Origin of the sequence: Polaribacter sp. BAL334 (assembly GCF_015767435.1) — a bacterium.
Classification (GTDB): Bacteria; Bacteroidota; Bacteroidia; order Flavobacteriales; family Flavobacteriaceae; genus Polaribacter.
Genome location: NZ_JADWOV010000227.1, coordinates 44090 through 67833 on the forward strand (window position 1 = coordinate 44090; position 23744 = coordinate 67833).

Genomic DNA, 23744 nt, shown 5'->3' on the forward strand with positions numbered 1-23744 from the left:
TATGAAATATTATAGTTTACATCACAAATCGCCAAAAAGCAGTTTTAAAAATGCAGTAATCAGTGGAATTGCTCCTGATAGAGGATTGTATTTTCCTGAAAAAATAAGTCCAATTGCTACTGATTACATTGAAAATATTGAAAAATATTCTCATCATGAAATTGCTTTTGAGGCCATTAAACAGTTTGTTGGTGATGAAATTCCTGATGAGAAATTAAAAGAAATCATTGCGGAAACAATTACGTTTGATTTTCCAATAATTACGATTGATAAAAATTGTGGTTCCTTAGAATTATTTCATGGACCAACCATGGCTTTTAAAGATGTGGGTGCCAAATTCATGGCAAAATGTTTGGAGTATTTTAATGAAAATAACCCAGAAGAAGTGACTGTTTTAGTAGCTACTTCAGGAGATACTGGAGGTGCAGTTGCCAACGGTTTTTTAGGAACAAAAGGCGTGAATGTAGTCATTTTATATCCGTCAGGAAAAGTGAGTGATATTCAAGAAAAACAATTGACAACTTTGGGTCAAAACATAACTGCGCTTGAAGTTGATGGTGTTTTTGATGATTGCCAAGAAATGGTAAAAACCGCTTTTTTAGATGCTGAAATTACCAAAAAATTAACCTCTGCAAACTCCATCAATATTGCACGTTGGTTGCCACAAATGTTTTATTATTTCTTTGCTTATAAGTCTTTAAAACAACTCAATAAAGAGCTTGTTTTTTCGGTTCCAAGTGGAAATTTTGGAAATATTTGCGCAGGAATTGTTGCACAAAAATTAGGATTACCCATCAAACATTTTATTGCAGCAACCAACATCAATGATACTGTTCCTAACTATTTAATTGAAGGAAAATATGTTTCAAAACCCTCAAAACCAACTATTTCAAATGCGATGGATGTGGGAAATCCAAGTAATTTTATCAGAATTCAAGAACTTTTTGACAATAATTTCGAAACATTAAAATCCAATTTTTCTTCCTATAGTTTTACGGATGATGAAACACGTGAAGCCATGAAAAAAATCTATGCAACTTCTCAATACATTGCTGATCCTCATGGCGCTGTGGGTTATTTGGGATTGCAAAAATATGGTTTGAAAACAACCGAATTTGGTGTTTTTTTAGAAACTGCTCATCCTGTAAAATTTTTGGACATTGTTGAAGAAACCTTGCCAGTAAAAGTTGCCATTCCTGAGCAAATTCAACAAATCATGACCAAAGAAAAAGTTGCAAAAAAAATAAGCTCTTTTCAAGAATTGAAAGAATTTTTAACAGCATAAAAAAAGTCTTAACATTTCTGTTAAGACTTTTTCGTTGGCCTACAAGGACTAGCAAGCCATTTTTACCCTTTTTTAAATATGATATTTTTCCTTATAAATAAAGGGTTTGCGAAACATTTAACAAAGTGAATGAAGGTAAAACAAAGTAAAAAGAAGAAAAAACCGACACAAATACCGACACAATAAATAATTTAACTTACATTTGAAATGGTTAAAAATTACACTTCATGGCTTCGGTTAAATTTCTTCTTAGAAATAAAAAAGCAACAAAATTTGTTACCATCTATTTTGCTATAAATTTATCTGCAAAAACTAGAATAAGAGGAGCAACTAAATTAAAAATCCATCCAAAATTTTGGGATGATGCAAATCAAAAAGTAAGGAACATGGCTGATGTTTCTGACATGAAAGACAACATCAATAAAAAACTTTCAGACTTTAAAAGTTTTGTCTTAAAAAAAATCTCTGACTACAATACATTTGAAATTTTAGAAATTGAACAAGAACTTAAAAAAGACATTGATATTTACTTTGGTAAAAATCTTAAAGAAGAAAAGCTAACATTTTACACTTTCGCAACTCAATATATTGAGCAATCAAAAAACAGAGTAATTGATAATACAGGAAGAAAACTTTCTGTTAGAACCATAAACGAGTATAATAGAACCATAGAACTTTTAAAAGATTTCGAGAAAAATTGCAATTACCGAATAAGTTTTGATTCAATCAACATGGACTTTTATAATTTGTTTATTGAATACCTTGAAGGTCGTGATTTTTCTTTAAACACGATGGGCAAATTTATTAAACAGTTAAAAGTGTTTATGAATGCAGCTACCGAAGAAAATCTTAATACTAACTTAAGTTTTAGAAGCAGAAGATTTATAAAGCCTAGCGCAAAATCTACTCAGATATATTTAAATCAAACAGAATTAAAGAAAATTATTGATTTAGACCTAAACACAGATGCAAAAAGGGACAACGCAAGAAATCTTTTCTTGATTGGTGCATATACTGGTTTAAGAGTTTCCGATTTTAATAGATTAACTAAAAGTAATATTCAGGAGATTAATGGTAAACGATTTTTTAAAATAATAGTAAATAAAACAGGAAAATATTTACCAATTCCTATTCATCCAATAGTTGAAAAAATCTTAGAAAAAAACAATGGCGATTTGCCCAAGTATATGCCAGAACAGACAATCAATTTAGAGTTAAAGGAAATAGGTAAGGATGCAAAGTTATTTGATATTGTTGTAGTTAAAAAGATAAAAGGCGGTAAAGAAATTATTGAAGATAAGAAAAAACATGAGTTAATATCAAATCATACCGCAAGACGTTCTTTTTGCACAAATGCTTATTTGGCAGGAATGGCTAAACTAGACATCATGGCTATAAGTGGACATACCTCCGAAAAAGTCTTTCTCGATTATATAAAAATAACTGCTGATGAGAGAGCTTTAAAGATTGCCGAAAGCTCTTTTTTTCAATAAATTTTAAAATTACAATTATGCAAATAGAAGCCCTATTAAAAAGAGAGTTCTTGGGAAGGTTTGATGGTAAGCATGACACTATTAATAAGGAAATTTTCCATTTACTTATAAAAGATAAAATATTAGTTGAAAAACAAGAGCATATTGCAGGAATTATATTTAAGTTAAATGAAGAGTCTAACTTTATTCAATCTTATAAAAATTACGTATTTAATGATAATATTTATAAAGAAATGATTTCTAATTTTTTACTGATTCAAACAGAATTTATACTTTTTGGAAACGTAGAAAAAATGAAAATATATTTAAGTAAATGCTTAAATGACAATGACAAAATAAAATACTTAAAAAAGAAATATGCTAAATTTAAAAAAGACCATATTAAAATAGGAATTGACAATTGGTTAAGTATTTCATCATTAGGATTTGATAATTCTCTTAAAATTGGTTTTTTAAAAATGCTTCAAAATGATACTAGTTTCAGTTATGTTCTATCAATAAGCATAGGAAACAAAGATGTCTTAGACTATTTGAATAATAATTTATTTAATTTTTATACTAAAGAACCTTTCAAAGAATGGAAAAAAATTATTGACCTTGAATACATGATGGAATTTTGTTTATTAAAAATTCAAGAGATAAACAATAAAGAAGAGGAGAAAACCAAAATAAACAGCATAGAAGAAACAGATATTGAATCAAAATACCCATTAGTTTTCCCAAATTTAAAAGCCGAAGAAATGTTTTTCAAGTTTTTAAGAGAAAAAAATGGTGTCGATTTAGAAAATAGACCTATTAAGGGAAGATTTCAACCTCTTTGTAATGCTTACTTTAAAGTGGCAAAAGAAGATAAAAATGAAAATTATAATGCCTTTACATACAATTTGCTCAAAAAAAACTTTATAGATATGTTAAGAAAAGAATTTAATATCCCTCTTTCAGAGAGACTATCAAGCGGAGGTAACCATGAAGCAACTGCACAAAGTTTTTTAGAGAAAAATCAAATTTAGTTTGATCTTACTCAAATTTGACTAATTTTTTATCAGGGAATAAAAAAACATTTTCAGGGAACAAAGTAACATTTTCAGGGAATATATTATGAAACTAGATGTTGGAAATTTGCCGTAAATAATTATAAAATTTATGGAAACCAACAAAATTACCCAAGTACATGATGTTAATCCTGAGGATTTAACAAACAAAATTTCACTCGCATTAGAGAGAGTTTTAAACACTTACAAAGAAACCTTTCATCCAAAGAATCCTACTGAATGGATCACAAGAAATGAAGTAGCAAAAATACTATCAGTTTCTTTAGTAACTGTTGATGATTGGACAAAGAGAAAAATTTTAATCGCTTACAGAATTGGAAACAAGAAAAGATTCAAGCTAAGCGAGGTTGAGCAAGCATTAACTAAAATCAATTTTTAGTTATGGAACAGTCAAAAAAAGAAAAGGGCACTATAAATAGCACCCAAGATTCGGTTAAAAATCAAGTGCAAGATAGCGAAAAAACTTCAAATACACCTCCTGTTACCGACGAAATGGGCAACGAAATTGACCAAGAGTTTAGCACTGGCAAGAGCTTTCCTATTGATATTTTTCCACAAGAAATTCAATCTCTAATTAAAAATGCCGAAGAAACAGTTGGCTTCAATCCAGATTTTTTTAGCGCAGGAATTTTGTCAATATGCGCAACTGCAATTGGCACCTCAGTTTCTTTGTTCAATGGTTCTTATCCAAGTCAACCTATATTGTGGTTAGCAATTATTGGACGTTCAGGAATAGGAAAAACCCATCCATTAAAGTTCTCGAAAAAACCAATAGAAGAAAAAGACAAAAAAAGTTACGAAGAGTTTATAAAACTTGAAGAATCTTATGAGTTAGAAGAAAAAAAAGGCAAAAAACCAATTTATATTAAATCAATACTTACCGATTTTACAATTGAAAAACTAACTGAAACACTTAAATATAATCCCAAAGGTGCCTTAATTTTTAAAGATGAATTAATTGGTTGGATAAATAGCTTTGATCAATACAAAAATGGAGGAGACCAACAAAAATATATAGAGTCTTGGAATGGCGATGTTGTTACAGCAGATAGAGTTTCAAAATCCCCTGCAAGAGTTGAAAAATCAAATGTAAATATTATTGGAGGTTTACAACCAAGAAGGTTGAAAGAACTTGCTTTAAATGGCAGAGATGATGATGGATTTTTACCACGTATGCTTCTGATATATCCAACAAACATAAAACCAAACTTATTCACTGGCAAAAATATTGAGCCACAACATATAGAAAACTATTCTAGATTAATAAATAATCTATTTGATGTAAGTGAAACTACATTGAGAATTAATGAGAATCAAATTAAAATATATCAAGATTGGCAACATAAAGCAGTAAAAAATTCCTATGATGATGATGTTGAAACTTGTATTCAAGCAAAATTAGAATCCTACGTTTGGCGATTAGCCCTGGTTATTGAAATGATTTTTCAGGCTACAGAAAATGAATTTCGAGACACCATTTCTGACAATAGCCTTATTAAAGCTATTAAACTTGTAGAATATTTTAGAATGAATGCTCTTAAAGTTTTTGATAAAATTATATCAACAAATCCATTAGACGATTTACCTACTACGAAAATTGAATTGATTAATGAGTTACCTCTCGAATTTAAAAGAATTGATGTTATACCTCTATTCAATCATTATGGAATAAAAGGGGGTTCTATTGGAAGATTTTTAAATAATAACAAATTATTTAAGAGATTAGATTCAAAAGGAAACTATAAAAAATTAATAATTTAATGGTAATGTTGGTAAAGCTGGTAATGTTTGTTTTAAATATATGAATTACAGTATTTTACAAAATTATAAGTTTACCAATTGTTTACCAACGTTTACCAATATTTGATAATAAGTAGTTTTCACTTTACCACGTTTACCATTGTTTACCATTACAAAAAATGTTAAACCCATTGATATTATTGAGAATTACCACGTTTACCACCATTACCAATAAACAAATAATATAATGGAACATAAATATAAACTTGATAGAAAAAGAAGCAGAATACAATATTGTCCTTGTGGTAAAAAAAACAATGATAATAAGTTTGTTCCGTTTGTTGATTTTGATGTTAAGGGACATTGTTTTTCTTGCTTAAAGACTTTTTTTCCTGACAGTGATTTCAATGACTGGAATAGAGATATTCCATTTATTTACAAAGAAAGTAAACCAATAAGTTATCATGACCCAAAATTAGTAAGCCAAAGTGGTCGTAATTTCAATGAAAATAAATTTGTTCAGTTTCTAAAATCTTTGTTTGGTGTTGATGCTACAAAAGTGGCAATCAAAAAATATTTAATTGGTACATCAAAAAAGTGGAAAGGAGCAACCGTTTTTTGGCAAATTGATAACGAACAGAAAATACGACATGGAAAAATTATGTTATACAATCCGTTTACAGGAAAAAGAATGTATAAAAATGAGATCGAAAATAAACAACCATTTATCAGTTCTGTAAGAGCTGAACTTAAATTAGCAAACTTTCAATTAAAACAATGTTTGTTTGGGTTGCATTTGATAAATGAAACTACTGATAAAATTGTTGCAATTGTTGAATCAGAGAAAACTGCAATTTTGATGAGTTTTTTTAAACCTGAATACATTTGGTTGGCAACAGGCTCAAAAGGCGGTTTTAAGTTTGAATATTTAAAACCCTTAAAAGACTACAAAATAATTGGATTTCCTGACAAATCAGAATATCATTTTTGGCTGAATACAGCAATCGAACTCAATCAAATTGGTTTTGACATCAAAATTAATGATTGGTTGGAAAAAACAAATTATCCTAAAGGAACTGATTTTGCGGATGTCTATATTCAAGAAATTCCCAACGAAATCAAACATAACAAACCATATAAACAATCAAAAACAAACAAATCAACAGTAAATCTGATACCAACAACAACCGAAAAAATCATAAAGAAACTTGCAAAGAGAAATACAAACATCATTCATTTAATTAAAATTTTTCAACTTACAGATGAAAATGGAATTGATATTAAAGTTTAAATTTCCTAACCCTGCTAATCTAAATAAACATCCCAACATTTTTTCATTTCTGTATGTTCCATAATGTTTATTAACTTCTTTGTTGTTGTTGATTGCCGAAAGCACCCTAAAAACATATATTTTGAAAGAAACAACAACAATCCTGTGTTGTTGTTGCTAGAATTGTCTATTATATCAACAAGACAAACAACATCAAAAACAATTAACCCAACATAAAACATCAAAATCAACAACAAAATCAACAACATTGTTTTCTATATCAACAGTTTCAACAAAATTTTAAAGAGTTATTTGATACAAGCAACAACAAAAATAGAAAACTCCAACTTTAAGAAATAAATGAACTTACCCATTTCCAGCAACTTTGTAGATAAAATATATGCTTTAAATGCAGTTTTTTGATAAAATCAAAATAAACTAATTAAATTAGCGGTTGACAAATTTATGGTTGAAATATATTAATTAATAAATTGTTCATATAGAAATTAATTAAACGAACTGGGCTTATGAAAAACAAGCTAAAACCATCAAATTGGCATAAGCCAACTTTCAAATCAAACAACAACAGAATTTAAAAACTTCTTAATAGATTGAACAAATGCAAAATTTAATAGTAACAAAAGATTTTAAATAAAAATATGCCAACATTACATTGGATAGGTAAAGAAAAAGTAGTAAGTCATCATCAAGATGTTCCTTACAAAATACTAGACCATAAATATGGCTTTACAGATAAAGGAGAACAAAAAGAGGAAACAAAAAGTGGTAATAAAATCATTAAAGGTGATAATCTTGAAGCCTTAAAATCCTTATTGCCTGAGTATGAAGGTAAAGTAAAATGTATTTATATAGACCCACCATATAATACAGGAAAAGAAAGTTGGGTGTATAATGATAATGTTAATCATCCTAAAATTAAAAAGTGGTTAGGTGAAGTAGTAGGCAAAGAAGGGGATGATTTTACAAGGCACGACAAATGGTTGTGTATGATGTATCCAAGACTAAAATTATTACATAAATTATTAAGCGAAGATGGTATAATATTTATTTCAATAGACGATAATGAATATCACAATTTAAAATATATCTGTGATATAATATTTTCAAAGAATAATTTCATAACAAACTTCACTTGGAGAACAGATGGAAATTTTGATAACCAAGCTAAAATAAAAATCAACCATGAGTATATACTTTGTTACTCTAAAAATAGTGAGCTGTTTGAATACCCCGAAATAATTGATCCTAATATAACTGAAGATAGCAAACTTTATAAAACAGAAATTAAAAATACCATTGTTAAAAATGGACCTAAAAACCCAATAAGCGAGGTTGTTATACCTGTTGGTTTTCCTTGTGATATTAAAAATGGAATTATTAAAGCAAGAACAAATTCATGGCCTCATTATCAGTCTGATGCGATTATTAAAAATAATAAGTTGACTAATGAAGTAATTGTAAAAAGTGGCTGGAGTTCTAAAGGTATTTTTGAAAAATTCATTAAAGGAAAATTTAAAACAGTAAAGGACAGTAAAAATCAAGAGACATCTTTCACTATTTCTAAGACTGGTGCCATTGAAAGTATTAAGTCCAGAAAAAAAGCAAGTCATGTTGTGAGTTCTCTATTTAATATGGGAAGTACTCAAAATATGAGTAGTGCTTTAAAAAAAATGGGGGTCGATTTTGATTATCCAAAATCACTAACACTTATTGAATACTTAATAAGTATTGTAAATGGGGATAATTTTATAGTCCTTGATTCTTTTGCTGGATCTGGTACTACAGCTCATGCAGTTTTGAATCTAAATAAAAAGGATGATAGAAACAGGAAATTTATTTCAATTGAAATGATGGATTATGTTGAAACTATTACTTCTATGAGAGTTCAAAAAGTAATTAAAGGTTATTCTGATATATTAGGAACAGGTGGGGAATTTGATTTCTACGAATTAGGCAAACCAATATTCAAAGACGATGAAAATTTAAATGAAGAAGTAGGGGAAGATAAGATTAGAAATTACATCTATTATACGGAGACTAAGCAACCACTTATAAGACCACAATCTAAGGAAGCTAAATTTCTATTAGATAATTATCAAGATACAGGTTACTATTTTTACTATGAAAAGGATATTTTAACAACTTTAGACAATAATTCATTAAATATCATTTCAGAATTGCAAGAGCAATACATCATTTATGCAGACATCTGTTTATTGGATGAAGCGTATATGCTCAATAAAAACATCATATTTAAAAAAATACCAAGAGATATAAAACGTTTCTAAGAATGGAATTAAAAAAATACCAACAAGAGGTAATAAATGACCTTACGCAGTTTTTAGAAGAACTTGATTCAACAAGGCATCTTGGCAATGCGTTTTCTAACTTTTGGGAAAGCAAAGGGGTTTCGTTACAAACCTTAGAAGATAATTTTTTGAGACCTTATGACAATTCTATAAAAGGTGTACCAAGAGTAACTGTAAAAGTGCCTACAGCTGGAGGAAAAACATTTATTGCTTGTAATGCCCTAAAACCTATCTTCAATAGTTTTCCATTAGATAAACCCCAAGTAGTAATTTGGTTTGTACCTTCAGACACTATTTTAAAGCAGACCTTTAAAAACTTAAATGATACATCACACCCTTATAGACAAAAGATAGATGCCCATTTTAATGGAAATGTAAAAGTTTATGATAAAGAGGCATTATTGTTTGGTCAAGGGTTTAATCCAGTAGAAGTTAAAGAGCAATTAAGCATTTTGGTATTAAGTGTACAATCGTTCGTTGAAACTGTAAGAAAAGGATTGCCTAGAGCTTATAGAGAAAATGAAAATTTAGCAGAATTTAGTGCTCATTTTAGAGATTTAAAAGCAAATTTAGAAAATGTTGATGATACAGCTTTAATTCAAGTAATTGCATATCTTAATCCTGTTATCATTATTGATGAAAGTCACAATTTTGAAGCAGATTTAAGGATAGAAATGTTAAACAACATCAATCCAAGTTTTATATTTGATTTGACTGCTACTCCAAGAAACAAGAGTAATATCATAAGTTTTGTTGATGCTATTAAATTAAAGAAAAACAATATGGTAAAATTGCCTGTAATTGTTTACAATCATCAAAATACAAATGAAGTGTTGAGTAGTGCTATACAAATGCAAAAAACACTTGAAGCTAAGGCTAAAACGCAAGAAGCTAATGGTGGCAAGTATATTAGACCAATTGTATTATTTCAAGCACAACCAAAAACAAATGATGATAACATCACTTTTGATAAAATTAAAAATAATCTTATAGAAATTGGCATACCTGAAAATCAAATCAAAATAAAAACAGCAAATAAAGACGAGATAAAAAGTTTAGACTTGTTGAGTAGAAATTGTGAAGTTCGTTACATTATTACTGTAAACGCTTTGAAAGAAGGTTGGGATTGTCCTTTTGCTTATATCTTAGCTTCATTGGCAAATAAATCATCCTCCATTGATGTTGAGCAGATTTTAGGTAGGATATTGCGACTACCTTATGTAACAAAACATCAAGAGGACTTATTGAATTATTCTTATGTTTTTACTTCCTCTATTAATTTCTTAGATACTTTAGATAAAATTATTTTAGGCTTAAATAAATCAGGATTTAGCTCAAAAGATTACAGGGTTAATGAACAACAATTGGAATCAAAAATAGAGACCATTGTTGGTAAAGATAGTTTTGAAGATTTATTTGGAAAACAACAACAGCCTTCAACAACAACAAATGAAAATGATAATTATGAAGTTGAAATTAATTTAGAAGAAGTAAAACAATATTCAGATTCTGAAAAGAGTTCAAGTCAATTTCAAGACATCTTAAAACTCGCAACTGTTACAAATACAGAGTTTGAGAAAAAAATGGACGAACTGGAAAAAGAAGATAATTTAATACCTACTGAATTGAAAGATAAAATAAAAGTATTTCCTATTAAAGAGGTGTTTAAAGAAGAAGCACTAAATGAAGTATTGCCAACTTTTCACATAAAAACAGTTCCATCTCTTATAGAACCTGATAATTTAATTCCTTTGACCAAAAATCTATTATTAGAAGGTTTTGAATTAGATAAACAAGATAGTAATATTGATTTAACACGAATTGCATCAAAAATGGCAAGCATAGATTTGGTTGAAGGCAGAAAAGATGAGTTTGTTCCTGAGTATAAATATGCAGATAATCACTTAAAAGAAGCATTTTCAGAATATCTGTCAACACTTACACCTGAACAAAAAATAAATCAAATAGCAGGTCGCATAACTAAAATAATAAAAAAAATAGACCAAATTCCTGAACCTCATATAGTGGCTTATGTAAGAAAAATTATTAAAGGTTTGAATAGCGAAAAAGTTGCAGAAATAACAAACAACGAACCTTTTTATGCAAGCCTGATTAAGAATAAAATTGATGTTTTAAAAGACAATTATTCTGAAAAACAATTTGATAGATTACTAGATAAAGGAACTGTTGTTTGTAAGCCTTCATTTAAATTTTTAAATAAAATTAGTCCAAAAAACCCACTAAAAGGTATTACTAAAAACCTTTATTTAGAAGAGGGAGAAATGAATGATTTTGAAAAGCAAGTAATTAATGAAGTAGCAAACCTTGATAGTGTTGTTTATTGGCATAGAAACTTAGAACGAGGTAAAGGTTTTTTAATTAACGGTTTCATAAACCATTATCCTGACTTTATTGTAAAAATGAAGAATGGAAAAACTATATTGATAGAGACTAAAGGAGACCATTTGGATGGGTCAGATAGTCAACAAAAACTTCGTTTAGGAGAAAAGTGGGCAGGTAAAGCTGGTGATAATTATCGTTATTTTATGGTTTTTAAAAGTGATAAATTAGATGGAGCAAGAACAGTAGCTGAGTTATTAGACATACTCAAAGAAATGAAATAATTAAACAATTTTGAAAAATTTTATATAATTTCGATTTTTTAACAATTCAATGGAAAACAAAGTAGTACTGCATCTTTCTGATAATTTTTATACAGACTTTTCTGGAATAAAAAGACTATTTGAATTTTACAAATCTGCATCAGATTATTATAATGAAACTATTTATATTGATTTTTATGACCTAAATTGGTTTGATGCAAATTTAAGTGCATTGTTCGGGAGTATCCTAGCAAAATTAAATAAGGAAAATAATCTAAAGTTTTCTACTGATATGAAATTTTTAGAAGAGCATTTTGATGTATTATTTAGAAATGGTTTTCTGCGATCCGAAGAGACTTACTCAAATGAACAACAATCTACGGTATCATTTAAAAGTTTTTCACCAACAGATAAAGATGGTTTTATCAATTACATTGAAAATGATTTGTTAAAACATAGAGGAATGCCAAATTTTTCTGAAAATGATAAAAATATAATTTTAGATTCTCTAATAGAAGTATTTTGTAATATACAAGTCCATTCAAAATCCGATGAACCTTTTTACGTTTGTGGTCAATATTATCCAAAACAAGGGTTTTTAACTTTTTCTATGGTCGACTTAGGTGTAGGCTTTCTTCCAGAAATTGAAAAAAAGACAAAAGGTGTTGTTGACAATGATTATGATGCAATTAAATGGGCTCTAGAAAAAAAGAATACAACAAAAAAAAATAGACCAGGTGGTTTAGGATTATATAATTTAAATTCATACTTTTATAAAACGAAAGGAAACTTTCAAATTATTACTGGAGATACATTTTGGAGTTTGGAATTAGAATCAACTGTTATGAAAAAGTTTCACTTTCCCAATCCTTATGTAGGCTCAATATTAAATTTGTTTTTCAATTACAAATAATGTACATTTGCACACACGTTCAGTGTACCCCAATATTTTATCATACCTTATGAAAATCAATGTTTTAGATACCATTAAGTCAGAATTAGCAACAAATATTTCTGATGGAACTGCTGTTTTTGAAGCAATCAAAGGCTACAAACCTTCAGAAATCGAAATTTCATTCGTAGGCTTAAAACATATTTCCACTTTATTTCTTAATGAGTGTATAGGTCAGTATGCAATACTTAATACAGTTAACATACAAAAATTAAAATTTGAATATCCACAGGATAATCAAATGTTTGCTCTCAAGGTTAATGATGTCATTGAAAATGCGCTAATGGGTGATGAATACGATGTGTTAGTGGACAATGCTCTGCACTCTATGTAACTCTTTATGGATTATTCTTACTCTAATGCATCATCTCATAGCGTAAAAAATCAAGAAAAATATCTTTTAGATGCCAATATTTGGCTAAAGATATTGATACCAAAAAACAAATTGTCCTACAAAGATAAATCTTACTTGGCTTTTTTTGAAAGGTTAGTAAATAATACTAAGGCTCGAATTGTCTTGCCAGCTTTGGTAGTGTCTGAAGTAATTAATAGAATTATAAGAGAGGTGTATTATGAAAAACATATTATTTCTATTAAAAGGTTAACACCAAGTTTTGTTGAGCCAGATGGTTATTATAAAAACGTATTTAGAAATACTCAAGACTATCAAATAGCTTACAATTTGATTTGTGATGATATTAAAAGTTACAATACTTCAATTGACTTAATTAGTGATGAATTTGGTAGCACATTTAAATTCAAGCACGTTATGTCAAATCCACCTATAAATCTTGATTTTAATGATTATTATTATTATAATCTTTGTAAAAAGAGAGGTTATTTTTTAGTAACGGACGATAAAGATTTTTGGGTAAAAGATGTAAATATTGTTACAATGAGTGATACGCTCCTAAATAAACATATTGCAACTTTAATAACTAAAAATTCTACTGATTAAACTCTTTTTTACATCTTCCAAATCCTCCATTTATTTTATTCTATTTTTTTTATAATATGTTGTTGGTTTTATCCTTCAAAAATTAATTAATTTTAAGTGGTAATTTAATTCTTATAATCCACTTAAAAAATAATAATGTGTTTGTAATATTTACAACTGTAGCTATTCAAATAATGTCAAAAAAAAAAGCCGACTATCTTAAAAAAAGAGGATTAACAGAGTTAAATTCGTCATTTTCCTATTAAAAACGTTGCTTTTCCGTATGAAGTGAGCTTAATCGCTAAAAAAAAATCCGAAAATTATAGATTATTTTAGAGTTTTTATAAAAACCCAATCAAGTTTTACAGACACAAATACCGACACAAAAAAATAATATAAAATATAAAACCCTCAAAATCAAATGATTATGAGGGTTTGCAGTTGGCCTACAAGGACTCGAACCTTGAAAATCGGTACCAAAAACCGGTGTGTTACCATTACACCATAGGCCAATGCTCTTTAAGCGGTTGCAAATTTAACGCAAAGTTTTTATTTAGCAAACAATTTTATGTAATTTTTAGGTTTAACAAAGTTTTATGACAGTGCAAATTGTTAGAAATCTTGTAACATCCTTATTTTATTGATATTTATTGTTAAATTCGCCACTAGTTTAAAAGTATCTTATGACCTCAGAAAACTTTAAAAAATGGAATCTAATTTTAGGTTGGATTACATTTGGAATCGCATTAATTACCTATTATTTAACCATAGAACCAACAGTAAGTGCTTGGGATGTAGGAGAATACATCTCTACAGCTGTAAAATTGGAAGTTGGTCATCCACCAGGAGCACCCTTATTTCAGATGTTGGGCGCATTCTTTGCCATGTTTACCACTGATGTAACTGAAATAGCAAAAATGGTAAATTTCATGTCTGCATTATCAAGCGCATTTACCATTTTATTTATGTTTTGGACCATCACGAATTTGGCTCAAAAAATAGCTCAAAAATCAGGCGAAATTACTGAAGGAAGTTATATTGCAATTCTTGGAAGTAGTTTGGTTGGTTCGTTAGCGTACACGTTTTCTGATAGTTTTTGGTTTAGTGCTGTGGAAGGTGAAGTATATGCAATGTCCTCTTTTTTAATGGCGCTTTTATTTTGGTTAGGATTGAAATGGGAAAGTGAAATCAACACGCCAAGAGGAAATAAATGGTTGGTCTTAATCAGTTTTGTAGTTGGTTTGTCATTTGGAGTGCACATTCTTTCCTTGTTGGTAATTCCAGCCATTGTGATGTTGTATTTCTTTAAAACGTATCCAAAAATCAATCTAAAAACGACTGCAATCGCAACCGTTTTTTCTGTATTTGTGTTGTTATTGGTTTTTAAATTTATATTTCCTTTTACGTTAAAATTCTTTAGTGCTGCTGAATTATTTTTCATAAATACTGTTGGTTTACCATACAATTCAGGAACAATCATTGCAGGAATTATATTGATTGTGCTTTTTTATTATGGATTAAAAACGACGAAAAGTCGTCAAAAAGTAACTGCAAATACGCTCATTTTGTCCTTACTTTTTATCATGATTGGATTTTCTTCTTGGATGATGTTACCAATTAGAGCGAATGCAAATACGACCATCAACGAAAATAATCCTTCAAGTGCGCGCGAATTATTAGCATATTATGAACGTGAACAATATGGTGATGCGAATGTTTTTTATGACACCTATTATTCCAATTCGTATGAAAGAGAGCAAGATGCAAACAATCCAACAAAAGATGACAAGCCAAAATACGAAAAGAAAAATGGCAAATATGTGATTGTCAATAATTACAAAGGTGTTTTACCAAATTATTCCGACAAACACAAAGGTTTTATTCCAAGAATGGTAGATCCATCCAAAGAAAAAATGTACAAATCGATTGCCGGAATTCCTGAAAACAGCAAAAGAAGACCAACGTTTATGGAGAACATGAAATTCATGTTTAGCTATCAGTTTGGCTATATGTATGGTCGTTATTTTATGTGGAATTTTGTGGGTCGTCAAAATGATACTCAGGGACAATTGGATATTTTTAATGGAAATTGGTTGAGTGGCATCGATTTTATTGACGAAGCTAGGTTGGGTTCTCAACAACAATTACCTACAGATGTTTTAGAAAACAAAGGAAGAAATACCTACTATTTTTTACCTTTACTATTAGGGATTTTGGGATTATTATATCAAATAAAATGGGACAAAGAAAACTTTTTTACACTCTTTTTATTTTTTGCATTTACTGGATTTGCGATTCTTTTTTACACAAATCCAAAACCGTTTGAACCCAGAGAACGTGATTATGCAGTGGTAGGAAGTTTCTATATTTTTGCCATTTGGATTGGTTTTGGAGTATTGGCTTTGTACGAATATTTCAAAAATTTTATCCATAAAAAAGCATTGGCAATTGGTGTTAGTGCACTGACTTTACTAGCAGTTCCCACATTGATGGCTTTCGAAAATTGGGATGATCATGATCGCTCAAACAGATACACCACTCACTTGAATGCACAAGCGTATTTGGAAAGTTGCGACCCAAATGCCATCATGTTTACCATTGGCGATAATGATACTTTCCCTTTGTGGTATATGCAAGAAGTTGAGGGAATTAGAACGGATATCAAATTGGTAAATACCAGTCTTTTTCAAACAGATTGGTATATAGACCAAATGAAACGCGCATCGTATAAAGCAGCTCCAATTCCTTCGCAATTAACGCATGATGAATACAAATATGGCACGTTGGATGTTGCGTATTATTTTGAAGAATTGTTTCCGCAATTGAAAGATTCTGTATTGGATTTAGACAATTTTATGAAATGGATTCGCAGCAATGACAAGCGTACTTTTTATGATTTGGATGATGATGGAAATCCAGAAAAAATATTGCCAGTAAATAAAATCAGAATTCCTGTCAACAAAGAAAATGCTTTAAAATACGGCATTGTTGCGGCAAAAGATGCTGACAAAATAGTGCCTTATATTGATATTACAATTGATAGAGCCATTGCCAAAAATACCATTTTGATGTTGGATATATTGAATAATTTTGACTGGAAACGTCCAATTTATTTCACGGGTGGTTCTAATTCTGATAGTGAATATATATGGATGAAAGATTTTTTACAATTAGATGGTGTTGCTTTTAAATTGGTTCCTATTCAAACTCCAACGAAATATTTTAACGAAAAAGGAGAAATCATCAGAGAAGTAACTTTGTTTGATATTGGAAGAATTGATACTGAAAAAATGTATAAAAACATTCAAAAATGGAATTGGAGAAATATCAATGATGGTAAAATTTATTTGGACGAACAAACCAAAAGAAATTCCATTTCTATGCGAAATAGTTTAATGCGATTGTCAAACGAATTTGCATTGGAAGGTGATACAGCAAAAGCCATTGAAGTGCTAGATTTATCCATCGAAAAAATGCCTATCAAAGATTTTGATCACTACAGTTTGTCTGTTGAATATCCAAATATGTACTATAAATTGGGAGAAGTTGAAAAAGCAAGAACTGCTGCTAAAACCTTAGTTAAATTATTCAGAGAAAAGTTGGTTTGGTTTAGTACTTTTTCGGCAGATGATTTTGACATCATTTTTAATGAATTTGACATGACTTTTAGATATTTCTATAGAGGTGTTATTGATCAAGTCATTGAAAACGATGAAGATCCTGAATTTGTGAAAAAATTGCAAGATGAATTTAACAACACATTGATGCTATTTGAACATATTATGCCTCAAGACGAAGGAAAATAAATACAAAAATCCTTCAAGGTTTTTATTTATCTACTAAAAGGTATAAAACATTTTTTTAGAAAGATAATTATTGTGGTAATTTTTGAAGTATAAAATGATGTTTTAAAATAACGTGAGTTCGGTATCGCTGTTAATGATTGGAGTTATAAATCCCCATCAGACCAAATTTACAAAAACACTGTTTTGCCTTTGTTTACAAATGATGAAGTTGTTGTGGTATTGGAAAAAAAATGGAGCTCTAATTTTGAGCAACAACATACATTTAAAACAACAATACTCTAAACAAGTGTTGGTAAAGAATTATTTTCAATGAGTTAAGTATGAAATTAAACGAAATTTTTATACTAAAAATTCAAATTTATTGGATTTATTAGATATAAAAAATCGGTGAATTCGTGGCAAATTAATTTTAAAATTCAATTACACCCAATAGGTTTTGATTACTTTTTTTGAAGCATTTCTTTAGTTGCAACTGTTCTAAATCCCATATGATCTGAGCTTGAATCTTCAGCTACACCCATTTTTGCAGAAATTCTAAAACTGGCACAATAAGAAGCATTACACAAAAAAGAACCGCCTTTCATTACATATTCTACTTGATAAGGATTATCTGGATTATACGGTTTTTCAGCTCCTTTTGGATTTAAGATTGGCTTTGAAATATCCAAATCACTGTAGTGATTTACATTGAAAAAATCAGCTGTAACCTCCCAAACATTTCCAGCCATGTCAAATAATCCAAGACTATTTGATGGATAGGATTTTACGGGAGCAATCAATTCAAAACCATCTTTTGGCTCGTTTTTGATAGGAAATGTTCCTTGCCATGTGTTTGCTTTTTCAATCAATAAACTTGCATCATCTCCCCAAGTAAAAATAGAATTTGTGTTTTTTCCTAACGCTGCTGATTCCCATTCAGCTTCCGTTGGCAAAAGTCTATTTGCCCATTTGCAATAAGCCAACGCATCTTGATGTGTGATATGAACCACAGGAAAGTCGTCTTTTCCTTCAATAGAAGAGTTTGGCCCTTGAGGGTGTTTCCAATTGGCACCAATTTTCCATGTCCACCATTGAAAATAATTGTCCATTCCAACTACTGCTTTTACATTTTTATTAAATATCAAACTTCCTGGTTGCAAAATAGAATCATGTGGTTTTGGGGTTCCTGGAGGCAATTGCTTTTTCATTTCTTCCCAAATAATTGGACGTTCAGCCACTGTGACATACTTGGTTTCGTCAACAAATTTTTTAAATTGAGCATTTGTAACCTCAGTAATATCTATAAAAAATCCATCAACTGTAACCTCATGAGCGGGTTTTTCTCTTGGCATGGCATACTTGTCTGTTTCTTTTGCGCCTTGTATAAACGTCTTTTTTGGAACCCAAATCATTCCTTCAGGAGTTTCAACAGTTATTTCATTTGATAAAACTATATCTTTATTTTGATTTTTTTTACAGCTAAATACTGTTAAAAAAAGTACTGAAAATATCAGTTTAGGAAGAAAAGAATTTATTTTCATTTGTATAAATTTTCTAAAAATTTTATAGAACTGTAAAGGTATTTAAAATCGATTAATTTGGGCAATTTATCAATTCTTAATATTTCAAAAGAAATTGATTTGTATTGATATATAACTAATTAAATATCTAAATCAATTCTTTTATTTTTAATTTGATGTGTTATTTTGCATATTTTTGCGTAAAATTTATAAAAGAATGTCTTTACTTATTGTTTACGCTGTAGTTGCAATTTTCTTCTCTTTTTTATGTTCAATTTTGGAAGCTGTGCTGCTCAGTGTTACTCCAACATTTATTAACATCAAAAAAAATGAAGGTCATGAATTTGCAAATGACCTTGAAGCGCTAAAAAAAGACGTTGACAAACCACTGATTGCAATTTTGACCATCAATACTATTGCGCATACAGTTGGTGCAATTTTGGTTGGTGTTCAAGCAAAAGTTGCATATTTAGAAATGTATGGAGTTGCACAAAGAAGCATTCTTGGCATCGTGATTACTGAAGATGTGATGGTTGGAATTGTCTCTACAATCATGACCATTTTAATTTTAGTTGCTTCCGAAATTATTCCTAAAACAATTGGTGCCACTTATTGGCAAGATTTAGCTGCTTTTACAGCAACTTCACTCAATATTTTAATTTTTCCTTTAAAATACACTGGAATTTTATGGTTGTTACAGCTAACAACAAGACTTATTGGCGGAGATAGTCACTCTAGTATTTTGAGCAGAGAAAGCTTTTTAGTGATGGCTGACATGGCTGAAAAAGAAGGCGTTTTTCATCAAAATGAGAGTAAGGTAATTCGCAATTTGATTGGCTTCAAAGAAATAAAAGTAACTGATGTGATGACACCAAGATCCGTTTTAGAGATTGCTGATGAAAATGATACAATTGCCTCTTTCTATGAAGAACATCAAAATTTACGTTTTTCAAGAATTCCATTGTTCAATGAAAATCCAGATGAAATAACAGGATATTTTTTAAAAAATTCTTTATTGGAAGCAATTATTGCTGGAAAAGGAGAAGAAACACTTTCTACGTTAAAACGTGAAATATTGATTACTGATAGAGATTTATCCATTCCTGATTTGTTTGATATTTTAATCAAAGAAAAAGAACACATTGCATTGGTTGTAGATGAATATGGCTCTGTAAACGGAATTGTTTCTCAAGAAGATGTCATTGAAACCTTGCTGGGTTTAGAAATCATGGACGAAACAGACAATGTTGCGGATTTACAAGAATTGGCACGTAAATCTTGGAAAGATCGCGCAAAAAAAATTACATTCAAAAGAAAAAATCCATCCTAATTTATTGATATTCTTCAAATAAGAAATCATTATACGGAAAACGTTGAACGTGAATTTTCTTCACTTCTTCATAAACTTTTTCTTTAAAATCTTCCAAATTGTCTTTGTTAAGTGCAGAAATAAAAATGGATTCAACATCATAATCATTCATCCATGTTTTTTTCCAATCTTGTAATGTGTAATGTTCTTTGCCTTTTTCGGTCATCAAATCGTCTTCATCAATCGTTTCATATTCATAAGCATCTATTTTATTGAACACTATCAGTGTGGGTTTATCACCACATTTTATGTCCAATAAAATCGAATTTACAGAGGCAATATGATCTTCAAAATGTGGATGAGAAATATCAACAACATGCAACAATAAGTCTGCTTCACGAACTTCATCTAAGGTAGATTTGAAAGATTCTACCAATTGTGTAGGCAGTTTTCTGATAAAACCAACAGTGTCTGTCATCAAAAAGGGAATGTTTTTAATGACCACTTTTCGAACAGTAGTATCTAAAGTGGCAAATAATTTATTCTCTGCAAAAACATCGCTTTTACTGATGACATTCATCAAGGTTGATTTTCCAACATTTGTATAACCAACCAATGCAACTCGTACCATTTTTCCACGATTTTTTCGCTGAACAGCCATTTGCATGTCAATCGTTTCCAATTTCTTTTTCAGTAATCCTATTTTATCACGAATAATTCGTCTGTCTGTTTCAATTTCTGTTTCTCCAGGACCACGCATTCCAATACCTCCTTTTTGCTTGTCAAGGTGTGTCCAAAGTTTGGTTAATCTTGGTAAAATATATTGATTTTGAGCCAATTCTACTTGTGTTTTAGCAGAACTAGTTTGCGCTCTTTGTGCAAAAATATCTAGAATCAAATTGGTTCTATCTAAGATTTTACAATTCAGAATTTTTTCGATATTTCTTAATTGACCAGGTGTAAGTTCATCATCAAAAATAGCTGTACCAACTTCGTTAGTGTCAATAAATTGTTTTACTTCTTCCAATTTTCCTATGCCTAAAAAAGTTTTAGGATTGGGTTTATCAACTCTTTGAACAAAGCGTTTTATCACAATTCCACCTGCTGTGAGTGTTAAAAATTCGAGTTCATCTAAATATTCTTTAGATTTTGTTTCGTCCTGAAATTGCGTGATTACGCCAATCAAAACTACTTTTTCTGAAATGGCTTCTATTTGATCTATCATACACCACAAAAGTACGAACAAATATGGATTGTAAAAATAGAAAAACCTCAACAAAAGTTGAGGTTTTCCTAATTAATTCAAATCTCACTATTACACTACAACTTTCTCTTTTTCAAGCTCGTCTTTCATGTTTTTTTGATGGGACAAATGTAGATTCAAACTTTTATTTGAAGGTTATTGAAATGTTAAGAAAAAAACATTTTAGGTTATGTAAACTTCAAAATTCGCATTTTTAAACTTATGAATTGTCAAATCAATAAAAAGTAGATTTTTAAAAATTGTGATGCATGCTAATTTGCATTTGATTTTTGCTCCAAGAATTGGTTGTTTGTTTCATGATTCCTACCTGAAATTTTATGGTTTTATTTAATACATAGCCTAATCCCATATAAGCTCTATTTCTATCAAAAAAGTCAACCGAATTATTGTTTCCAATGGCAGTTTCTCCATTGATAAACAACTCATTATAAAATGCTCCATAAATAGTTTTTGGACTCAATTCTTTAGAATTAAATGGAATATTGACAAAGATATTGTAACGATAACGTGTCCTAAAATCCTGATTTTCAACAAACCGTTGTTCATAACGAAAACGATGTGTGATAAAAAAGCGGTTTCCTAATTTTTGGGAAAATAAGGCTTCTTGATACAACCTATTTTCATTGAAAGTGTAATCAGAATCTCCAAAATCACCTGTTGTGATATTTGCAAACCCCAATGTAAACATCACACCTGAATTTTTTGGTGTGAATGTAATTCCTGAACGAAGCATTAACTGTTCTTGATCTCCCAAAATTGCCCAATCTCGATGTTGAATATCTCCCTGAATTCCCCAATTCGAGTTTTCGAATTTGTGATTAAAAAAATACATATACCAAGAGCCAAGCTGATTTTCATTGACTTGAGAAAAAATTGATGAACTCACAAACAAAACTAAAATCGAAAAAAAAGAAATCTTCATTTTATCAATCTTTACCAACATTCTTAAAAGCTTCTCTTAATTTTTCATCATTGATGATGTATTTTTTATACCTTCCATCTTTGTATCTATGAAAAATAAACAGCGGCATAAAAATAAAAGAAAGGTATAAAACGCCTAAACCCATTACGATTTGGGCTTTTTCGTGTTCAGTGTTTATCAAAAAAATTCCTGTTGCAATCCAAACTAAAAAGACAACAAACATTATTTTTAATACGATTTTCATGCAACAAAAATACAAAAACGCTATCTTTATTTTTTAATTTATTTCTCATGAAATGGAAGATTTTATTTTTATGTTTAACAGCTATTTTAGGATGTTCAAAATCTGAAATTATGAAAACTCCAGCTAAAATTGTGATTGCACATAGAGGCGCTTCTGGCTATTTACCCGAACATACTTTGGAAGCAAAATCGATGGCACATGCTATGAATGTTGACTTTATTGAACAAGATTTGGTATTAAGCAAAGATGATGTTCCAATAGTTATTCATGATATTTATTTGGATGATGTTACAAATGTTTCCGAAATATTTCCTGATAAAAAAAGAAATGATGGACGATTTTACGTGATTGATTTTACGTTTGAAGAGCTAAAAACATTACAAGTTTCCGAGAGATTTGATCCAAAATCGGGTGTACAAGTCTATCCAAATCGTTTTCCAAAAGGAAAAGGAGCTTTCAGATTGCATTCTTTGCAAGAAGAAATAGAATTGATTCAAGGGTTGAACAGAAGTACCAACAAAAATATTGGCATTTATCCAGAAATTAAAGCACCCAAATTTCATCAAAAAGAAGGAAAAAAACTGACGAAAATTGTGCTGAAAATTTTATCAGATTATGGCTATACAACCAAAAAAGACAGGTGTATTTTACAATGCTTTGACGCCAAAGAATTGGAACGAATCAGAAAAGAATTGCATTCTGAATTGTTTTTAGTACAATTGATAGAATTCCCTGAGGAAGCCAAAAATCTCGAATATTTTGCCACTTTTGCAGATGGAATTGGACCTTGGTATCGTCAAATTTTAGACAAAAAAGTGGATGAAAAATGGACCTTTACAACTCTTGTTTCTGATGCACACAAGCTTGGATTAAAAGTACATCCTTATACTTTTAGAGCGGATCAATTAAATGAATTTACGTCTTTTGAAGAGATGTTAGAAATACTTTTAATTGAAGCAAATGTGGATGGTGTTTTTACAGATTTTCCAGATTTAGTCGTTCACTTTCTAAATGAGAAAAAATAAATATTATTAACCT

18 protein-coding genes and 1 tRNA gene are annotated in these 23744 nt (G+C 29.7%); 14 read left to right on the plus strand and 5 right to left on the minus strand.

Annotated elements, in window-relative coordinates; genetic code table 11:
* The first annotated feature begins 1 nt into the window (after position 1).
* The 11 genes from thrC (at position 2) to IU405_RS02230 (ending at position 13683) form a co-directional block, all read left to right on the plus strand.
* Positions 2 to 1285, plus strand: a complete 1284-nt coding sequence (gene thrC, locus IU405_RS02180) for a threonine synthase (protein WP_197436974.1) — start codon at positions 2 to 4, stop codon at positions 1283 to 1285.
* A 227-nt stretch (positions 1286 to 1512) separates the two neighbouring features.
* Positions 1513 to 2778: a site-specific integrase gene (locus tag IU405_RS02185; RefSeq protein WP_197436975.1), complete on the plus strand. Its 1266-nt coding sequence runs from the start codon at positions 1513 to 1515 to the stop codon at positions 2776 to 2778.
* A 17-nt stretch (positions 2779 to 2795) separates the two neighbouring features.
* Positions 2796 to 3788, plus strand: coding sequence for a hypothetical protein (locus tag IU405_RS02190; protein ID WP_197436976.1), 993 nt, complete (start codon positions 2796 to 2798; stop codon positions 3786 to 3788).
* 133 nt (positions 3789 to 3921) lie between these two features.
* The gene (locus IU405_RS02195) at positions 3922 to 4209 is read left to right on the plus strand and encodes a helix-turn-helix domain-containing protein (protein ID WP_197436977.1); all 288 of its coding nucleotides are present in this window, start codon (positions 3922 to 3924) and stop codon (positions 4207 to 4209) included.
* Between the two features lie 2 nt (positions 4210 to 4211).
* Positions 4212 to 5591, plus strand: a complete 1380-nt coding sequence (locus IU405_RS02200; RefSeq protein WP_197436978.1) for a DUF3987 domain-containing protein — start codon at positions 4212 to 4214, stop codon at positions 5589 to 5591.
* A gap of 226 nt (positions 5592 to 5817) precedes the next feature.
* Positions 5818 to 6861 carry a DUF6371 domain-containing protein gene (locus IU405_RS02205; protein ID WP_197436979.1) on the plus strand — a complete coding sequence of 348 codons (1044 nt, stop codon included), beginning with the start codon at positions 5818 to 5820 and terminating at the stop codon, positions 6859 to 6861.
* A 638-nt stretch (positions 6862 to 7499) separates the two neighbouring features.
* Complete coding sequence (locus tag IU405_RS02210) at positions 7500 to 9149, plus strand: site-specific DNA-methyltransferase (RefSeq protein WP_197436980.1); 1650 nt, start codon at positions 7500 to 7502, stop codon at positions 9147 to 9149.
* 2 nt (positions 9150 to 9151) lie between these two features.
* The gene (locus IU405_RS02215; protein WP_197436981.1) at positions 9152 to 11794 is read left to right on the plus strand and encodes a DEAD/DEAH box helicase; all 2643 of its coding nucleotides are present in this window, start codon (positions 9152 to 9154) and stop codon (positions 11792 to 11794) included.
* 49 nt (positions 11795 to 11843) lie between these two features.
* Positions 11844 to 12686, plus strand: a complete 843-nt coding sequence (locus IU405_RS02220) for a hypothetical protein (RefSeq protein ID WP_197436982.1) — start codon at positions 11844 to 11846, stop codon at positions 12684 to 12686.
* Positions 12687 to 12735: 49 nt separating this feature from the next.
* Positions 12736 to 13059 carry a hypothetical protein gene (locus IU405_RS02225; protein ID WP_197436983.1) on the plus strand — a complete coding sequence of 108 codons (324 nt, stop codon included), beginning with the start codon at positions 12736 to 12738 and terminating at the stop codon, positions 13057 to 13059.
* A 6-nt stretch (positions 13060 to 13065) separates the two neighbouring features.
* Positions 13066 to 13683 (plus strand): PIN domain-containing protein, encoded by a 618-nt coding sequence (locus IU405_RS02230; protein WP_197436984.1) that lies wholly within the window; start codon positions 13066 to 13068, stop codon positions 13681 to 13683.
* A 420-nt stretch (positions 13684 to 14103) separates the two neighbouring features.
* Here IU405_RS02230 and IU405_RS02235 read toward each other — a convergent pair.
* Positions 14104 to 14174 (minus strand) — tRNA-Gln (locus IU405_RS02235).
* Positions 14175 to 14345: 171 nt separating this feature from the next.
* Here IU405_RS02235 and IU405_RS02240 point away from each other — a divergent pair.
* Positions 14346 to 17468, plus strand: coding sequence for a DUF2723 domain-containing protein (locus tag IU405_RS02240; RefSeq protein WP_197436985.1), 3123 nt, complete (start codon positions 14346 to 14348; stop codon positions 17466 to 17468).
* Positions 17469 to 17908: 440 nt separating this feature from the next.
* Here IU405_RS02240 and IU405_RS02245 read toward each other — a convergent pair whose 3' ends face one another.
* A complete protein-coding gene (locus IU405_RS02245) occupies positions 17909 to 18988 on the minus strand; it encodes a formylglycine-generating enzyme family protein (protein WP_197436986.1) in 1080 nt (359 codons plus the stop codon).
* 196 nt (positions 18989 to 19184) lie between these two features.
* On the opposite strand from IU405_RS02245, the gene IU405_RS02250 reads away from it, so the two are divergent.
* On the plus strand, positions 19185 to 20297 hold the full coding sequence (locus IU405_RS02250; RefSeq protein ID WP_197436987.1) for a CNNM domain-containing protein: 1113 nt from the start codon (positions 19185 to 19187) through the stop codon (positions 20295 to 20297).
* 1 nt (position 20298) lies between these two features.
* Here the strand turns inward: IU405_RS02250 and hflX are convergent, their stop codons facing one another.
* From hflX to IU405_RS02265, 3 genes are all read right to left on the minus strand, one after another.
* Positions 20299 to 21501 (minus strand): GTPase HflX, encoded by a 1203-nt coding sequence (gene hflX / locus IU405_RS02255; RefSeq protein ID WP_197436988.1) that lies wholly within the window; start codon positions 21499 to 21501, stop codon positions 20299 to 20301.
* Positions 21502 to 21772: 271 nt separating this feature from the next.
* Positions 21773 to 22462, minus strand: a complete 690-nt coding sequence (locus IU405_RS02260) for a DUF2490 domain-containing protein (protein WP_197436989.1) — start codon at positions 22460 to 22462, stop codon at positions 21773 to 21775.
* 4 nt (positions 22463 to 22466) lie between these two features.
* The gene (locus tag IU405_RS02265; protein ID WP_231749464.1) at positions 22467 to 22685 is read right to left on the minus strand and encodes a hypothetical protein; all 219 of its coding nucleotides are present in this window, start codon (positions 22683 to 22685) and stop codon (positions 22467 to 22469) included.
* Between the two features lie 68 nt (positions 22686 to 22753).
* Here IU405_RS02265 and glpQ point away from each other — a divergent pair, with 68 nt between their 5' ends.
* Positions 22754 to 23731 (plus strand): glycerophosphodiester phosphodiesterase, encoded by a 978-nt coding sequence (gene glpQ / locus IU405_RS02270; protein ID WP_197436991.1) that lies wholly within the window; start codon positions 22754 to 22756, stop codon positions 23729 to 23731.
* Positions 23732 to 23744: the final 13 nt, after the last annotated feature.

Bases quoted from the DNA above. Each gene is read 5' to 3' on its own strand.
- IU405_RS02265 (WP_231749464.1), bottom strand. From the start codon at position 22,685: ATGTTTGTTGTCTTTTTAGTTTGGATTGCAACAGGAATTTTTTTGATA.
- IU405_RS02220 (WP_197436982.1), top strand. From the start codon at position 11,844: ATGGAAAACAAAGTAGTACTGCATCTTTCTGATAATTTTTATACAGAC.
- IU405_RS02245 (WP_197436986.1), bottom strand. From the start codon at position 18,988: ATGAAAATAAATTCTTTTCTTCCTAAACTGATATTTTCAGTACTTTTT.
- IU405_RS02200 (WP_197436978.1), top strand. From the start codon at position 4,212: ATGGAACAGTCAAAAAAAGAAAAGGGCACTATAAATAGCACCCAAGAT.
- glpQ (WP_197436991.1), top strand. From the start codon at position 22,754: ATGAAATGGAAGATTTTATTTTTATGTTTAACAGCTATTTTAGGATGT.
- IU405_RS02195 (WP_197436977.1), top strand. From the start codon at position 3,922: ATGGAAACCAACAAAATTACCCAAGTACATGATGTTAATCCTGAGGAT.
- thrC (WP_197436974.1), top strand. From the start codon at position 2: ATGAAATATTATAGTTTACATCACAAATCGCCAAAAAGCAGTTTTAAA.
- IU405_RS02225 (WP_197436983.1), top strand. From the start codon at position 12,736: ATGAAAATCAATGTTTTAGATACCATTAAGTCAGAATTAGCAACAAAT.
- IU405_RS02230 (WP_197436984.1), top strand. From the start codon at position 13,066: ATGGATTATTCTTACTCTAATGCATCATCTCATAGCGTAAAAAATCAA.
- IU405_RS02240 (WP_197436985.1), top strand. From the start codon at position 14,346: ATGACCTCAGAAAACTTTAAAAAATGGAATCTAATTTTAGGTTGGATT.
- IU405_RS02185 (WP_197436975.1), top strand. From the start codon at position 1,513: ATGGCTTCGGTTAAATTTCTTCTTAGAAATAAAAAAGCAACAAAATTT.
- IU405_RS02215 (WP_197436981.1), top strand. From the start codon at position 9,152: ATGGAATTAAAAAAATACCAACAAGAGGTAATAAATGACCTTACGCAG.
- IU405_RS02250 (WP_197436987.1), top strand. From the start codon at position 19,185: ATGTCTTTACTTATTGTTTACGCTGTAGTTGCAATTTTCTTCTCTTTT.
- IU405_RS02205 (WP_197436979.1), top strand. From the start codon at position 5,818: ATGGAACATAAATATAAACTTGATAGAAAAAGAAGCAGAATACAATAT.
- IU405_RS02210 (WP_197436980.1), top strand. From the start codon at position 7,500: ATGCCAACATTACATTGGATAGGTAAAGAAAAAGTAGTAAGTCATCAT.
- hflX (WP_197436988.1), bottom strand. From the start codon at position 21,501: ATGATAGATCAAATAGAAGCCATTTCAGAAAAAGTAGTTTTGATTGGC.
- IU405_RS02190 (WP_197436976.1), top strand. From the start codon at position 2,796: ATGCAAATAGAAGCCCTATTAAAAAGAGAGTTCTTGGGAAGGTTTGAT.
- IU405_RS02260 (WP_197436989.1), bottom strand. From the start codon at position 22,462: ATGAAGATTTCTTTTTTTTCGATTTTAGTTTTGTTTGTGAGTTCATCA.